Origin of the sequence: Amphritea sp. HPY, assembly GCF_050870985.1 — a bacterium.
Lineage (GTDB): Bacteria > Pseudomonadota > Gammaproteobacteria > Pseudomonadales > Balneatricaceae > Amphritea.
Genome location: NZ_CP194015.1, coordinates 2,289,642 through 2,303,785, shown reverse-complemented (window position 1 = coordinate 2,303,785; position 14,144 = coordinate 2,289,642). Strand labels below are relative to the sequence as shown.

Below are 14,144 nucleotides of genomic sequence, written 5' to 3'. Positions count from 1 at the left end.
AAAAGTTGCAGTAATCCCAGTGCTGGGCCATGCTTACGCCGTTATTCAATATAGTTAAATAAGGAACGCAGTAATGGCTAGAGCATCAGCCCGTCATATTTTGGTAAGTAATGAAGTTCAATGCGCTGATCTGAAAGCTCAGATTGAAGGCGGAGCCGATTTTGCAGATCTGGCGCGTCAGCATTCCAGCTGTCCTTCCGGCGGTCAGGGTGGTGATCTGGGTTCTTTTGGCCCGGGTCAGATGGTACCTGAGTTTGATAAGGTCGTATTTTCAGCGCCAGTTGGCGAAGTTCAGGGACCGGTTAAAACTCAGTTTGGTTATCACCTGCTTGAAGTGACCAGTCGCGAAGACTAACAACGAACTTATTCAAAAAGGCTGCCACTGGCAGCCTTTTTTGTTTTCAGCACTTCTTTGTTGACCTCAGCTTTTCTCTGTCGATCTCAAACCGGCGCAGTAATCTTTTTCGGTAAATTTAGGTGTGAACCAGACATAGTCCGCCACTCTGTTATCCGCGTAGGCGTAATCCCCAAGTTCTGTCATACCGGCTTCAACCTCCAGTAATAAAAGCGTTGTTGTGTCAGGGGTCTTGGATGCGCTACTCAGGGCGTTCAGATGGAGCGGCACACCCAGGTCTTTGCGGCTGTGAAAGTTGCCGGCAACCAGAATGGCATATTGCTCGCCGGAAAGTTCATTTGTCATAGCGCTGGCCATGCTGGCATCTCTCGCAATCTGTATGTTCACCATCGGTGTCATGTGTTCAAGTGGCATAGTCTTGCAATGGCTTTCATAGACCTGTTGCTGAATAGTGTTACGAACCTCTTGTGTCACAGAACTGAATGATCGGAAGCGATCTGATGTCACGATTGAGGCAGGACCATTACGATAGATCTCCTGCAGTTGTGGACGGGCAATATTGCCGGATCTTATTTCGCTCTGTTGTTGCGCCGCACTTTGAATCAGAGGGCCATAGTCTGACCAGCTCCAGCCGGAATCGGACCAGTTTAGTTTGCTTTTTATCTGTGCCAGATTATCGGAGGCTGTTAACTTATCCAGGGCCGTATTCTGCTCATTATCGAGCATTTCAAAGACGATGCGAGTGTTTTTCCGCTGGAGTAGCTGACTGAGCAGTCGTTGCTGGATTTGATGGTGGTCCGGATTATCGTGTTTCTCACCGATCAGCAGATACTGGCTTTGCGTCAGTTGCTGGAGCAGCTCTTTTTCGCTGAGCAGGGATCTGGAGGCTGTGCTGAAAACTTTTCCGGTCATCGGGTGATTTTGCAACAGGGGTGACTGCCATTGTATTTCAGCATGGTTGTCAGCTGCATTGCTGGTTTGGGGCGTAGAGGCTTCGGGCGTTGAGCTTATTGGTTTGAGCGTATCCTGACTGCAGCCAGACAGACTGACCAGAAAAATTAACAATGCCAGAACATTATTACTATTTTGATGACCCATAACGCCTTTTGCCTCTTTTCACCTTGTCTATATGGAGGTACCTTATTGGTAATCCTTTGTAATAGATCAGTTTGTGGAGAACAGTAGCATGAAACAAGGAATTAAAGTCAGTGTCAGAAAGAAAGGTGACCAGGCTCCTGGTATTACTACGGAACAGCAGCTGAAGGTGGATGAAGCTGTGCATTTTGTGCATGGTTTACGCAAGAAAGGCGACAACGTTAAAGTGATGATGGAAAAGCTCAATGAGCATGATCATAAGCATCCCGATGGCAGTGATTGGAGCTATAGCTCGCTAGAGGCTTTTATTCACGATCATCATCTGTAATATCCTTTATCGCACCGAATGGTGCTGAATTCAGGCAACCAGTGCCGGAAACTTCGCCGCATGGTTGCTGATCCATTCCCGGGCGGCTTGTTCACTTGTGATCAGTCGCCCGAATGAACGTTGTTTGCGACGGTAACATTCGATCTGGCATGCCTGTTCCAGCATGCGCACCGTAAACGCGCTGTCATCACACGCAAAACCGATACCCAGTGAGTATTTCCCCCCCTGTTTGTGACACCAGATAACCCTTCCTTTTACCTGGATTCCGGGGTTAGTGATCTGAATCGTAAGTTCAATTTCACTTCCAGGTTCCATATAACACGCAGAATCGCAGCTAAGCCCTCCGGCGCTCAAGTCATGGCTGGTATTGTTGAGGTTTGATCCACTGCAGGTTTGCTGAAGTTGCAACGGTATTTCTGCCGGATGTCGGATGAAATGTCTGGGCATCGCTCGACTCCTTATATGTTCGGCTGAACGGTCCATAACTAGTTTGGCGCTAGCCTGGGATCGATCCTGAAATAGCCCCGCAGACGCAGTCTGGACCGGGTATCTATTTAAAGCCTTTAACAGGGCATCGGCTTACATTGTATTTGCTTTAGCTCTGTTTCCGCTTGTCTCTTAAACTCTAATCGAACGCCTATGTATTTAAACTGAACTGCTTCTCGTCACTCATACGGTATTTGAAGTGTCTGAGAGCTAAGAAAAGCTATTTATTCTTTATAGTTATATCTATATTCTATAATGAATACCAGTTGGTTGCAGGGCAGGGATGAAGAGAATGCTAAGACGGTTACCAAAAGTATCAGGCAGGAAAACAGGTATTTATCTGGTTACATGCTGGCTCTGGAGTGCGGGTCTGGCATGGGCCGATTCAGTACCGGATAGGTACCCGGAGTCCATGTTATATAGCAAACCGGTAAAGGTGGCTGACAATATATGGTCGGCCATCGGAGCTACCCAGTATTACAGTTATGAGAACGGTGGACATAATAACAACCTGAGTTTCATCGTAGGTAATGAAGCTGTGCTGGTGGTTAATGGCGGCTCAGCTTACCTGCTGGCAAAGGCATTACATGATGAGATCAGAAGCATCACCGACAAGCCTGTACTCTATGTGGTGGATGAGAACGGTCAGTCCCATGCAGCATTAGGCAATGGCTATTGGCAGCAGCAGGGCGCGCAGATTATTGCCCACGAAGATGCTGTAACAGAGATCGGGCATAAAGGCCTGGCTGGTCTTGAAGAGCTGAGTGGCATTCTCCAAGAGCAGATTGAGGGCACTGAGGTGGTTGCGGTCGATCAAAGCTTCACTGATCAGCTTGAACTGGATCTCGGTGGTCTGACTGTCCGACTGGTGAAGTTTGGACCAGCGCATTCGCCGGGAGATATATCTGTGGTAGTGCCGCAGCGTAATGTGCTTATCGCCGGAGATATCGCCTTTAATCAACGTATGCTGCCGGTTTTTCCTGATACCGATACGTCATTATGGCTAGAAACCTGGCAGGATAATTTTGCCCCTTTTGCGCAAGATATGATCATAGTGCCCGGCCACGGTGAAGTGACTGACTTTGCCACGGTTGATAAAACTACCCGGGGATATCTTGAGTATGTTCGGGGTAAGGTGGCCGAACTATTGGAAAATGATGGCGCTCTGGAAGATGCATACCTGATCGATCAGACGCCCTACGCGCATCTTGATACTTATGAGCAGCTTGCGGGTAAAAATGCCGGCAGGATATTTGAGGCAATGGAGTTTGAGTAAAAAGTGTTAAGTTTCTTATGACCAGCCATTCAGGAGGGCGTCTGTAAGCTGTTAAGAAGGCGACGCTTTGGTTAGCTTTAATGCTGAAATTAAAGCATATCGCCTTTTTTAGTTTGGTGCATCTCGGGATTACGCTCACCGATTTAGTTCTTGGTAGAACTGGGAACCTCGATAATCGTGTAATCCATTAAAGCGCCCCCCTTAACCTGCACACCTTCGTCGGTCAGGCAGAACACGACGAGCAACAGGAGCTACTAAAAACCCAAGTTGTGAAACCAGAGTAAGTGAAACCAGAGTTAGTGAAACCTAAAGTGACTGAAACACGGCGCAAATACCCTGCCAGCAGGGTCAAACATCCCTGGCAAAGCACTCGTGATTGAAGATCGGCTATCTGATGTTAAGCAGAAAAAGTTATTGGTGGGGCTTGATCAGGATACGGATATTAGCCGGCAACCTGTTGCTCAGGTGTCAACGGCAGGCTTTCAGAGTAACGACGATTAGCCTGCCAAAGCGTTTTTAACAGCCATGCGAAGCTGAGCAAGAAGAATACAGCCGCTACAAACAGCAGTGGATGTTGTAACTCTCCACTGAAGAAAGACAAATAGAGAGTTGCCAGTGCGGCGCTATGCAATTGGAACTGCCATTTCGAATCCGAAACCGGCAGTAACTGCCTCATATTAGGTAGTTTCATAAAAGCACCGGGGTCGTGGATGCAGGCTCTTTGCAGATGCAGAAACATTAGGAAAGGAACGATCTTTTGCAGCATCCCTAACATTACTGATATGACAAACCCCAAACCAAAACCGAAGCCTAGCAGCAGGTGGAGCTGACCTGGCTCAGCCAATATTTGAAAACCCAGTTGATGCAAAAAATACAATAGACTCAATAAAATGAGATTTGTAAAAGAAAGCTGCCAAAAGCGGATCGTATAGTCCACCAGTTTACGCTTTCTCCGATAAATTAAGTGAAGAGAATAGGCACCATAGATGCTAAGGATCAGTGGTAATAAAAGTAACGCACCATCTGCTATTGAGCCGCTGGCAATCACGCTGGTCATTAATGCCAATGCCAGAAGAATGGAGCTCCCCCGGCTAAACCAGCGGGGAAATGCCGGAGCGACATGAAACATAGGGATGACCTGAAAGCTGACGCCCATAATCAGCAGCATGCCCCAACCGAGTAACCCCAGCAATACATGGCTGTTGGTACGTTCAAAAGAGTAGCGGATCCATCTCTGATCCAGATAGGTAGAGAGTTGTAGAACCCCGAATAACACTGTAATCAACAGACACAGGGCTGCCAGGCGTAAACAGAGCACCGAGTCACTGCCGTTTTGAACGCGCACCAGCGCCAGCCCCACTGCAGCCAGAAACATCAGGAAAACTCCGCCCAGCAGGGGCAGCGCTATATAAAAGAGAAAATGCTGCACAAACAGGAAACCAAGGGCGAGACACAGGGTTCCTGCAACAAGGCCTGCTCTTATCCAGGGAGATAAAGCCGCTGCTGCGGGTACCGGCTGGCTACTGATGACAGGAAGGACCTGTATCATTGCACCGATCATAATCATGGCGCCGAAACCAAGGGTCAGCAGGTGTACCGTGGCAAGCATTGCCGGATGCCAGCGAGAGTCTATTATCTCAGGGTAGAGTAGAAAGAGCAGGGCCGCCAAGATACCGAACCAGGGGGCGGCGAGAAAGAAGCCCATAGGAATTTTGAGCTCAGGTATGCTCTCCAGTGACAGTCCCGAAGTATTCATGATCCCCGCTCCTGATTAGCAGCCTGATGGCAGAATTCACCCAGTATTTGATCATTTATCGGCCAGATATAGATGGCCAACTCACTGACATCGAGTTCTACGCAATGATATGTAAACCCCATTTCCTGCAAGAGACTGTATAGAGGAAGTGGGCGTTTGCGGTGACGGATCCTTAATGCAGCATCTGATTTTAGCTGATGCAATTCATTCAGAATGACTGACATCGGCTCTGGTGCTTCAAGTTCACTAACATCCAAATGAATCAACTGCGGCATAGGCTGAACTCCTTACAGGTCGTTCATACTGCTGATTACAGCAGCCGTATCAGGCAACATCTGTTGCGTCATAGGATAGAGCATCTGCTCCTCCTTCATATTATGCTGCTGCATCAGGATCATCAGTGTTTCAGACAGATTAAGGTAGCCATCAGCAGCTTTTGCCTGAAGCGCTTCGGTCATTGACTCTACCATGCCCCTCATCTGAAGATGTTCCATCCGCATTACCGCAGGTGGTCCAGCGGCATTACCACTTATCTGTTCGAAGGCAGGAAAAAGGGTTTCCTCTTCGTTAATCAGATGGATCTCAAGATCCCTCCTGAACACACCCCACTGCTTTTCTGCTTCGCTCCAGTTCTTTTCTGAAACAGCTATTTCAGCCGCGGCAAAACTGTTATCACAAAAGCGATGCTGGCTTGTCATATATTCTACGATTGATGTCATGCGCTAACTCCCTAAGATTAACGGACAGTGGCAACTAACAGTTTTAGAGCTTAATTAAGGTCGCTTGCATAATGCCTCCAGCTAATAGCCGCATATCGCCAACATGAAAATGTCGGCCCTAATGGAAAGGGCCGACGGATGGAGTATTGATCTTTAGGCTTTAGGGATCAGGTCTTCGATCAGCTCCGGCGTCCAGGGCGCGCCTTGGGCTAACGCTTGGCGTAGCGCGACAAAATCGATCTCGCGGCCGATTTCACGGTTGCCTTCGTTGAAGGCGCGGAAACCAGTGCGGGCTTCGTTCATCATATTCAGCGCCAACCAGGCGCGGCTGTTTTCTTTGTTGGCATTCCAGGCGTTGAGCTTGGGCTTACGCAGCTCTTCCAGCGACTTAGTTATACACTCGGGGAAGGTCTCCAGCAGTTTGCTGGCCAATGCTTCGACACGCTCATCGAGCAGCGATAGATCGACCTCTCCCTTCTTGATCAGATCTTTACCGGCTTTGAGTGCGTCGCCGGTTTTGAAATCGCCGTGTACTATGCGTCCGAACTCATCCAGATAAGTATCAGTCACGACGGTGGGGTTGGGGATAAACTTGCCGTCGACTTTCAATGCCGGAACGATTTCGCAGCAGATGCCCAGGCGGTTGGCTTTGTGCGCCGAGAACGGTTCGCACAGGGTGCCGGATACCAGCGCTTGCTCGCAGCCGATCATCACCGGTAGGAAGTCGGTAGCACCGCCAATAGCAGCCGAGCCGTGTTTAGGACCGGCTTGACCGAAGTTGGCCAGATCCTGCGCCACGGTAAAGTCCGCCGCCATGCCGATCTCCTGGCCACCGCCGATGCGCATGCCGTTGACGCGGCAAATGACCGGCTTATCACAACCAAGAATGGCCGATACCATGTCGTTAAACAGGCGCAGGTATTGGCGGTACTCTTGCGGGTTGCCGGCGTAGTACTCGGCGTACTCTTTGGTGTTGCCACCGGTACAGAAGGCTTTGTCGCCTACTGCGGTGAAGACAACCGCGTTGACGTCGCGCGCGTTAGACGCGGTGCGGAAGGCCAGGATCAGCCCCTTGGTCATATCGGTGGTGTAGGAGTTGAACTGCTTCGGGTTGTCCAGCGTGATCCAGGCGTTGTAGAGCCCTTCGGCGATGCTGCCATCGCGTCGCTTGGCCGGGCGTTTTTCAAACAGCACGCCGGGCACGATCTGCTCGGGTACCAGATTGTGATCGTTGAGTTGCTTGGGTGCGGTTTCCTGGACGATAGTGTTGGTGCTTGCTTTCATTGTTCTTCCCTCAAGGTACAAGAATGGCACGAGCGGTCAGCTTATGAGCGTGCGCGTCGGCGAAAATTTGGTTGATGTCGTTCATCGGGTATTGCTGGGTAAAGGGCTTCATGGCGATCTTGCCATCAAGCACCATCTGCAGCGTGGCGGGGTAATAGGTCGGTGCGCAGCCCCAGTTGCCTTGTGCCTTGGCGTGGAACGCCATCAGGTTAGACAGGCGGAACTCCTGTTTGGCCATCGTGAAACCAACCACGGCGATGGTGGCGCCGAATGTCAGCAGGCTATATGCGGTGGCTTGGCCGGGGGCGGAACCGGAGCACTCGAAGATCTTCCATTCGGTAGCGCGCAGGTTGTTTTCTTTTACGAACGCTTGCACCGCTTTTTTCAGCGAGTGGGTATCGTATTCGGTAGCATTGAGGGTCAGCGCGGCGCCGTAATCGCGATAGCTCTCCAGCTTGGCGGTGTCCACGTCGATGGCTATAACCGTAGCGCCCATTGCGTTGGCGATCTGCACCGCGTAACCACCGACACCACCAACACCAATGACGATCGCCAGATCGCCCTGTTGAATGTCGATCTGGGCAGCGGCCTGGAACGGAGTCGTGACCGCGTCGGCAACGACCGATACATCGGCCAGCTCCAGTCCGGCGGCGTCTAATTTGGCTTCGTCAACATCGCATAGGCAGTGACCGGGTACGGTAATGTGGCTGGCGAAGCCGCCTTGAATATCGTTACCGGGCATCTTCTGGCTGCGACAGATATTGTGCAGGCCGCGGTTGCATAGATCGCATTCGTAGCAGGGTAGTACGGCGGGAATGATTACTGCTTTGCCGAGTGAGGCTTCGCAGCCGGTGCCAGCGGCGATAACCCGACCGCTGATCTCATGGCCGAGTGCTAATGGCAGCTCGCTATTGGTTTTGACACCGTCGTAAAGAAATCCCAGGTCGGTGTGGCAGACTCCGCACCCGGCGACTTCCACGCAAACTTCGCCAGGAGGGGGGGGCTCGAGTTCAAAGTGAACTTTTTCAAAAGGCTTTCCGACCTCGGTCATCACCCATCGGTAGGCTGTACTCATCTTAATATGCCTCTTGCTGATACTGGATTAAGGTTATTAGTCACTGAGCCAGATACGGCTATTAGTGGTGTTAAACGGTATGAACTTTAGTGCATGCTATTCCAATGTTGACGCAAGCGTCAACATGTTTTTGACGTAGTTGCAGTTGTTGATAACTGCTCATTCCATCTGGCGGAACAGTTTGTGCGACTTAGTATTTTTATGTTTTATGTATTTAAGCTATTGAAAGTATTGTTGTAGTTGGTTGTTTTGAGAGGTGTTGATGAAACGGCGTTGGGCTCTGATAACAGAGCAGCTTTTATACTGTCGTGAACTATAGTTCTTATTGTGTTGAGCTGATTTTGATCATGCACTATGATTCTAACCCTCTACTTTTTATCGATGCTCCCTCGAGCGAGTGTCAATTGGATCAAGTCGCAGGAGAAAAATAACAATGACCACCACACCTACGCTAAACAAAAAAGCAGCTTTCAGTTGGCAAGATCCCTTCCTGCTTGATGCTCAGCTCACCGAAGATGAGCGAATGATTCGCGATGCTTCCTATGAGTATTGTCAGTCAAGGCTGATGCCGAGAGTTCTTGAGGCCAATCGTAACGAGCGCTTTGATCGAGAGATCCTCGAGGAGATGGGCGAGCTGGGGCTGCTCGGCCCCACCCTTCCAGAAGAGTACGGTTGTTCTAATGTGAACTACGTCAGTTATGGCTTGGTCGCTCGCGAGGTTGAGCGGGTAGATAGCGGCTATCGTTCGGCGATGAGCGTGCAGTCGTCGCTGGTGATGCACCCTATCTACACCTACGGTTCTGAGGAGCAGCGACATCGTTATCTGCCGAAACTTGCAACCGGCGAATGGGTCGGCTGCTTTGGCTTGACCGAGCCCGATTCGGGGTCGGATCCAGCCAGTATGAAAACCCGTGCAACCAAGACCGACGATGGTTATCTGCTCAAAGGCACCAAGATGTGGATCACCAACTCGCCGATTGCCGATATTTTTGTGGTCTGGGCCAAGCTCGATGGCGTGATTCGCGGCTTTATTCTGGAGAAGGGGATGAAGGGGCTGAGCGCACCTAAGATCGAGGGTAAATTTTCGTTGCGGGCGTCGATTACCGGCGAGATCGTGATGGACGACGTGGCGGTACCCGAAGAAAACCTGCTACCTAATGCTTCGGGTCTGTCGGGACCCTTTGGTTGTCTCAATAAAGCACGCTACGGTATTGCCTGGGGCGCGTTGGGAGCGGCGGAATTCTGCTGGCAGGCGGCACGTCAATATACCCTGGATCGTCAGCAGTTTGGCCGGCCTTTGGCGGCCACCCAGCTGATCCAGAAGAAGCTGGCCGATATGCAAACCGAGATCAGCTTAGGATTACAGGGCTGTTTGCAGGCTGGCCGGTTGATGGACCAGGGCCTGTGTGCGCCCGAGTTAATCTCGCTGATCAAGCGTAATTCGTGTGGCAAGTCGTTGGATATCGCCCGTGTCGCGCGTGATATGCACGGCGGCAACGGTATCGCCGACGAGTTCCATGTGATCCGTCATGTGATGAATCTCGAGGCGGTCAACACCTACGAAGGCACCCACGATGTCCACGCGCTGATCTTAGGGCGCGCGCAGACCGGCTTGCAGGCGTTTTCTGGCTAGTCTCGCGTGAGTCCCGTCCGCCCGGTTGAGGCTATCGACGCCGCATCCATAACTCTGAACCGCTCGACCGGGTTTTATCCGGTCGACGGAAAGCGGTTGGAATACTTATGGCTGGGGCCCAAACCGGAAGATGCCCTGACGCTGGTATTTCTGCACGAAGGGTTGGGCTGTGTGGCGCTATGGCAGGACTTTCCTGAACGGGTGGCCCGGGCTAGTGGTTGTGGGGTGCTGGTCTATAGCCGCGCGGGCTATGGTGCGTCCGATCCGGCTGATCTACCCAGATCTCTGAACTACATGCACGATGAGGGACTAGCGGTATTGCCTGCTCTGTTGGATGCGGCAGGGGTACGTAATGCCGTATTGGTCGGGCACAGCGACGGTGGTTCGATTGCGCTGATCCATGCGGGTGGCGTTATTGATCCACGGATCAGGGGCCTGGTGTTGATGGCCCCGCATGTGTTTGTCGAACCGTTGTCGCTGGAGAGTATCGCTAACAGCAGGGTGCTCTACACCGGGACCGATCTGCGCCAGCGCTTGAAACACTACCACGGCGACAATGTCGACTGCGCCTTCTGGGGCTGGAATGATGCCTGGCTGGCGCCGGCGTTCGTCGATTGGAATATCGAAAAATACCTACCGCAGATCTCCGTCCCCACACTGTTGATACAGGGGCGGGGCGACCAATACGGTACCGAACGGCAACTGCAGGCGATAGCGTCTCAACTATCCGGACCGGTCACCACTGTTCTACTTGAGCGATGCGGTCATTCGCCGTTTCGAGATCAACCGAAACTGAGCCAGCAAGCGCTGGTTGATTTTATCCAAACCTGTCATCGATGAATCGATGAATCGATGATAAGGATGTTCTGGGAATCAGGAGCACGTCATGCAAGACGCCTATATCTGTGATGCGATACGAACCCCGATTGGCCGTTATGGTGGAGGTTTGGCATCGGTACGTACCGATGACTTGGGAGCTATACCGATTAAAGCGCTGATGCAGCGAAATCCGCAGGTCGACTGGCAGATGGTGGACGATCTGGTCTACGGCTGCGCTAATCAGGCGGGCGAGGATAATCGTAATGTTGGACGGATGGTGGGGTTGCTGGCAGGTCTGCCTATAACTGTAGCTGGAGTGACGCTTAACCGGCTCTGCGGCTCGGGGATGGATGCGGTATCGATGGCATCCCGATCGATCAAAGCCGGTGAGGCGCAGCTGATGATCGCAGGCGGAGTTGAGTCGATGTCGCGTGCGCCGTTTGTGATGCCCAAAGCTCAGGGGGCTTATTCCCGTCAAGCCGAGATCTACGATACCACTATTGGCTGGCGTTTTATCAATCCGTTGATGAAGTCGCTCTACGGGGTCGACTCGATGCCGGAGACGGCGGAAAACCTGGCTAACGAATTTTCCATCGCCCGGCAGGACCAGGATGCGTTTGCTTTGCGTAGCCAGCAGTGCGCAGGTCGAGCGCAGACGGCGGGGTTGTATGCCGACGAGATCGTGCCGGTTAGCATCCCTCAGCGTAAAGGTGACCCTGTGGTGGTCGGGCATGACGAACATTTGCGCCCGCAGGTCACGCTGGAATCGCTGGCCAGACTTAAGGGAGTGGTGTCAGCCGCAGGCTCAGTCACGGCGGGTAATGCCTCAGGCGTGAATGACGGTGCCTGCGCACTGTTGTTGGCCTCCGAGGCGGGTCTTAAGCAGCATCAACTGACGCCTCGTGCGCGTGTAGTGGCCAGTGCCAGTGCCGGTGTCGACCCCCGGGTGATGGGATTTGGTCCGGTACCGGCGGTACACAAAGTGCTGGCGATGAGTGGGCTGGAGTTGGATCAGATGGATTTGATTGAGCTCAACGAAGCCTTTGCTGCCCAGGCACTATCGGTCACGCGTAATCTCGGCCTGGCTGATGATGATGCCAGGGTTAACCCGCTGGGCGGGGCTATCGCCTTAGGTCACCCTTTGGGGATGAGCGGCGCCCGGTTAATCACAACTGCGTTGTATCAGTTGCAACGAAGTGGCGGGCGTTATGCACTATGTACCATGTGCGTGGGCGTTGGCCAAGGGATCGCGATGATCATCGAACGGCTGTAGCGGCAGGGTGGCTAGGCTAGCGGACCCGCCGTAGCCTCTCGTCGATAGCTCTGGTGCAAAAAGTAGTAGATTAAAAACGGAACTATAGATCATTCTCAAGACAATGAGTAAACTATAGCGAGTTATGCATTAGGGAGGGGAAGATGGATCAGCGAGAATCAGCATTGCCGTTAGAGAGTAATCAAAAGAGCCAGGAAGCTCTGGCGGCTTATGTGCAACAGATTGCCAAGCTTGTCAGGGGCCAGCGAGCACAAAGAGGGATGACCCGAAAGGTGTTGTCGCAGCACTCCGGCATATCTGAGCGTTATCTGGCCCAGGTGGAAACCGGCAAGGCCAACATGTCGGTGTCGTTATTGTGGCGGATCGCCGAGGCGATGAATGTCGGGCTGAACGATATTTTGCCCTACAGCAGTCATGCCTATAACAGTCCAGACCCAGTGTTAAAACTACTCGACGGTCTGTCGCCGGAGCAGCACCAGCAGGCCTACGAGCTGTTGCAGCAGACTTTTTTGGCGAATAAAGAGATCGATGGCCAAATGCAGGTTCAGGGTATCGCTCTGATTGGTTTGCGTGGTGCAGGCAAAAGCACGTTGGGCCAGTTGTTGGCAGACGGTCTCGGCATCCCCTTCGTTCGACTCAGTGATGTGATCGAGCAGTTGGGAGGGTTTGATCTGCAGGAGCTGTTGACACTGTTTGGCCAGAAAGCCTACCGTAAGCTAGAAAGGCAGGCCATCGATTATGTCCGCGAGCACTACGACCGGGTGGTGCTGGAAATAGGCGGCAGCCTGGTATCTGAAAGAGAGACCTACGGCTACGTGCTGAATCATTTTTATACCGTTTGGGTGAAGGCGCTGCCTGAAGAACATATGAGCCGGGTAATGGCGCAGGGCGATTTGCGACCCATGGCTGCCAGCCAGAAGGCGATGGATGATCTGAAATTGATTCTTACCGAACGTGAGCCTTATTACCGCGAGGCGAATACGTTGTTGGATACCTCCGGTCGCAGCGTGGATGAATGCGCGGCGGAGATAATTAGAAAGTGCACCCCGGCTGAGCCGTTACAGGCCAGCTCTTGATGTTGCGAGTGTAGTTAAAAATGTTACCACCCAGCATTATCGAACAGCCGACCTCAGATATTATCCGGCTGTAAGCTGCTGCGGTGGCCGCGATCAGATCAAAGCGGACTTCTTATATCAGCGTCAGCTCTTTGTCTGCGTCCCGAGTCGTTACCATGGTAGACAAAGAGTGCCTGCTAGGCCGCGATGCGGTCGAGTGCCTTCGTGGCGCTGGCAATATTTTTTTAATCCCGGCGGGGTCCAGCTCTGGACCGACGATAATGAAATCATTGTACATAATGCCGGTGCGGTCGACGCCGTAACCCAGGTCGACAAACTCATACTCTGCCTGGGTTGCGCGTACTATCACCAGATCGACATCATCGTTCTGTCCCAGTTGTAGCGCTTTGCCGGTACCGACGGCGATAACCTGAATCGGCTCGTTATCGACTCGTTGGTTTCGCTATGCGTGTATCTGTTTCATCGAGTCGATGATGGCATCACCCGACTCTATCGCCTGGTCGGCCATCGGGTAGAGCATCTGTTCCTCTTTCATGTTGTGTTGCTGCATCAGTACCATCAGCGTTTCTGATAATCCCAGAAACTCCTCATCCTGTTGTTCTGACAGAGCCGAAGCCATTTGATGAACCACTGCACGCATCTGCTGGTGCTCCATCCGCATCATGCTGGCAGGGCCGTTCTGGTCGCCGGTAACCCGTTCGAACTCTGGAAACAGCACCAGTTCTTCCATCTGTAAGTGCTGCTCTAATGCCTGACTGAAATGTTGCCACTGTTGTTCGGCTGTCTGCCACTCGGATAGGGATACCGCCTCTTCGGTGGCGGCAAAGGCGTCATCGCAGTCACGATGCTTCTGAGTCATAAAATCTACAATGCTACTCATGGTGTGTCCTCAAAAATGAAATAGATAAACCGATGCTGAATGGTGCTTGAACCGGCCTGTGACAGCTCGGTTCAAGCACTGTTATGACT

General features: G+C 52.0%; 16 protein-coding genes. 7 read left to right on the top strand and 9 right to left on the bottom strand.

Going from position 1 to position 14,144, the window contains the following annotated elements; genetic code table 11:
• Positions 1-73 precede the first annotated feature (73 nt).
• Positions 74-355: a peptidylprolyl isomerase gene (locus ACQUQM_RS10400; RefSeq protein WP_432474424.1), complete on the top strand. Its 282-nt coding sequence runs from the start codon at positions 74-76 to the stop codon at positions 353-355.
• Positions 356-421: 66 nt separating this feature from the next.
• On the opposite strand, the gene ACQUQM_RS10395 is transcribed toward ACQUQM_RS10400, so the two are convergent.
• Entirely contained in the window at positions 422-1,453 is a 1,032-nt protein-coding gene (locus tag ACQUQM_RS10395; RefSeq protein ID WP_432474423.1) for a ChaN family lipoprotein, read from the bottom strand.
• Positions 1,454-1,541: 88 nt separating this feature from the next.
• On the opposite strand from ACQUQM_RS10395, the gene ACQUQM_RS10390 reads away from it, so the two are divergent.
• Positions 1,542-1,778: a hypothetical protein gene (locus tag ACQUQM_RS10390; RefSeq protein WP_432474422.1), complete on the top strand. Its 237-nt coding sequence runs from the start codon at positions 1,542-1,544 to the stop codon at positions 1,776-1,778.
• 30 nt (positions 1,779-1,808) lie between these two features.
• Here the strand turns inward: ACQUQM_RS10390 and ACQUQM_RS10385 are convergent, their stop codons facing one another.
• The gene (locus tag ACQUQM_RS10385) at positions 1,809-2,225 is read right to left on the bottom strand and encodes a PilZ domain-containing protein (RefSeq protein WP_432474420.1); all 417 of its coding nucleotides are present in this window, start codon (positions 2,223-2,225) and stop codon (positions 1,809-1,811) included.
• Positions 2,226-2,676: 451 nt separating this feature from the next.
• On the opposite strand from ACQUQM_RS10385, the gene ACQUQM_RS10380 reads away from it, so the two are divergent.
• Complete coding sequence (locus tag ACQUQM_RS10380; protein ID WP_432474419.1) at positions 2,677-3,540, top strand: MBL fold metallo-hydrolase; 864 nt, start codon at positions 2,677-2,679, stop codon at positions 3,538-3,540.
• Between the two features lie 442 nt (positions 3,541-3,982).
• Here ACQUQM_RS10380 and ACQUQM_RS10375 read toward each other — a convergent pair whose 3' ends face one another.
• The 5 genes from ACQUQM_RS10375 to had form a co-directional block, all read right to left on the bottom strand.
• The gene (locus ACQUQM_RS10375; protein ID WP_432474418.1) at positions 3,983-5,296 is read right to left on the bottom strand and encodes a hypothetical protein; all 1,314 of its coding nucleotides are present in this window, start codon (positions 5,294-5,296) and stop codon (positions 3,983-3,985) included.
• The gene (locus ACQUQM_RS10370) at positions 5,293-5,571 is read right to left on the bottom strand and encodes a DUF2249 domain-containing protein (protein WP_432474416.1); all 279 of its coding nucleotides are present in this window, start codon (positions 5,569-5,571) and stop codon (positions 5,293-5,295) included. Before ACQUQM_RS10370 ends, ACQUQM_RS10375 begins: the two co-directional genes overlap by 4 nt.
• A 12-nt stretch (positions 5,572-5,583) precedes the next feature.
• Complete coding sequence (locus ACQUQM_RS10365; RefSeq protein ID WP_432474415.1) at positions 5,584-6,015, bottom strand: hemerythrin domain-containing protein; 432 nt, start codon at positions 6,013-6,015, stop codon at positions 5,584-5,586.
• Between the two features lie 153 nt (positions 6,016-6,168).
• On the bottom strand, positions 6,169-7,299 hold the full coding sequence (oah, locus tag ACQUQM_RS10360) for a 6-oxocyclohex-1-ene-1-carbonyl-CoA hydratase (RefSeq protein ID WP_432474414.1): 1,131 nt from the start codon (positions 7,297-7,299) through the stop codon (positions 6,169-6,171).
• Between the two features lie 10 nt (positions 7,300-7,309).
• Positions 7,310-8,374: a 6-hydroxycyclohex-1-ene-1-carbonyl-CoA dehydrogenase gene (had, locus tag ACQUQM_RS10355; protein ID WP_432474413.1), complete on the bottom strand. Its 1,065-nt coding sequence runs from the start codon at positions 8,372-8,374 to the stop codon at positions 7,310-7,312.
• Positions 8,375-8,807: 433 nt separating this feature from the next.
• On the opposite strand from had, the gene ACQUQM_RS10350 reads away from it, so the two are divergent.
• The 4 genes from ACQUQM_RS10350 (at position 8,808) to ACQUQM_RS10335 (ending at position 13,175) form a co-directional block, all read left to right on the top strand.
• Positions 8,808-10,007, top strand: a complete 1,200-nt coding sequence (locus tag ACQUQM_RS10350) for an acyl-CoA dehydrogenase (protein ID WP_432474412.1) — start codon at positions 8,808-8,810, stop codon at positions 10,005-10,007.
• A 6-nt stretch (positions 10,008-10,013) separates the two neighbouring features.
• Positions 10,014-10,847 (top strand): alpha/beta fold hydrolase, encoded by an 834-nt coding sequence (locus ACQUQM_RS10345; protein ID WP_432474411.1) that lies wholly within the window; start codon positions 10,014-10,016, stop codon positions 10,845-10,847.
• A 46-nt stretch (positions 10,848-10,893) separates the two neighbouring features.
• The gene (gene pcaF / locus ACQUQM_RS10340; RefSeq protein ID WP_432474410.1) at positions 10,894-12,099 is read left to right on the top strand and encodes a 3-oxoadipyl-CoA thiolase; all 1,206 of its coding nucleotides are present in this window, start codon (positions 10,894-10,896) and stop codon (positions 12,097-12,099) included.
• A gap of 143 nt (positions 12,100-12,242) precedes the next feature.
• Entirely contained in the window at positions 12,243-13,175 is a 933-nt protein-coding gene (locus ACQUQM_RS10335; RefSeq protein ID WP_432474409.1) for a helix-turn-helix transcriptional regulator, read from the top strand.
• A 112-nt stretch (positions 13,176-13,287) separates the two neighbouring features.
• Here the strand turns inward: ACQUQM_RS10335 and ACQUQM_RS10330 are convergent, their stop codons facing one another.
• Both ACQUQM_RS10330 and ACQUQM_RS10325 read right to left on the bottom strand, forming a co-directional pair.
• A complete protein-coding gene (locus ACQUQM_RS10330) occupies positions 13,288-13,581 on the bottom strand; it encodes a substrate-binding domain-containing protein (RefSeq protein ID WP_432474818.1) in 294 nt (97 codons plus the stop codon).
• Positions 13,582-13,617: 36 nt separating this feature from the next.
• Positions 13,618-14,055 (bottom strand): hemerythrin domain-containing protein, encoded by a 438-nt coding sequence (locus ACQUQM_RS10325; protein ID WP_432474408.1) that lies wholly within the window; start codon positions 14,053-14,055, stop codon positions 13,618-13,620.
• Positions 14,056-14,144 lie beyond the last annotated feature (89 nt).

Excerpts from the sequence above, each read along its gene's own strand:
- ACQUQM_RS10400 (WP_432474424.1), top strand. The coding sequence starts at position 74 with ATGGCTAGAGCATCAGCCCGTCATATTTTGGTAAGTAATGAAGTTCAA.
- ACQUQM_RS10395 (WP_432474423.1), bottom strand. The coding sequence starts at position 1,453 with ATGGGTCATCAAAATAGTAATAATGTTCTGGCATTGTTAATTTTTCTG.
- ACQUQM_RS10390 (WP_432474422.1), top strand. The coding sequence starts at position 1,542 with ATGAAACAAGGAATTAAAGTCAGTGTCAGAAAGAAAGGTGACCAGGCT.
- ACQUQM_RS10385 (WP_432474420.1), bottom strand. The coding sequence starts at position 2,225 with ATGCCCAGACATTTCATCCGACATCCGGCAGAAATACCGTTGCAACTT.
- ACQUQM_RS10380 (WP_432474419.1), top strand. The coding sequence starts at position 2,677 with ATGTTATATAGCAAACCGGTAAAGGTGGCTGACAATATATGGTCGGCC.
- ACQUQM_RS10375 (WP_432474418.1), bottom strand. The coding sequence starts at position 5,296 with ATGAATACTTCGGGACTGTCACTGGAGAGCATACCTGAGCTCAAAATT.
- ACQUQM_RS10370 (WP_432474416.1), bottom strand. The coding sequence starts at position 5,571 with ATGCCGCAGTTGATTCATTTGGATGTTAGTGAACTTGAAGCACCAGAG.
- ACQUQM_RS10365 (WP_432474415.1), bottom strand. The coding sequence starts at position 6,015 with ATGACATCAATCGTAGAATATATGACAAGCCAGCATCGCTTTTGTGAT.
- oah (WP_432474414.1), bottom strand. The coding sequence starts at position 7,299 with ATGAAAGCAAGCACCAACACTATCGTCCAGGAAACCGCACCCAAGCAA.
- had (WP_432474413.1), bottom strand. The coding sequence starts at position 8,374 with ATGAGTACAGCCTACCGATGGGTGATGACCGAGGTCGGAAAGCCTTTT.
- ACQUQM_RS10350 (WP_432474412.1), top strand. The coding sequence starts at position 8,808 with ATGACCACCACACCTACGCTAAACAAAAAAGCAGCTTTCAGTTGGCAA.
- pcaF (WP_432474410.1), top strand. The coding sequence starts at position 10,894 with ATGCAAGACGCCTATATCTGTGATGCGATACGAACCCCGATTGGCCGT.
- ACQUQM_RS10335 (WP_432474409.1), top strand. The coding sequence starts at position 12,243 with ATGGATCAGCGAGAATCAGCATTGCCGTTAGAGAGTAATCAAAAGAGC.
- ACQUQM_RS10325 (WP_432474408.1), bottom strand. The coding sequence starts at position 14,055 with ATGAGTAGCATTGTAGATTTTATGACTCAGAAGCATCGTGACTGCGAT.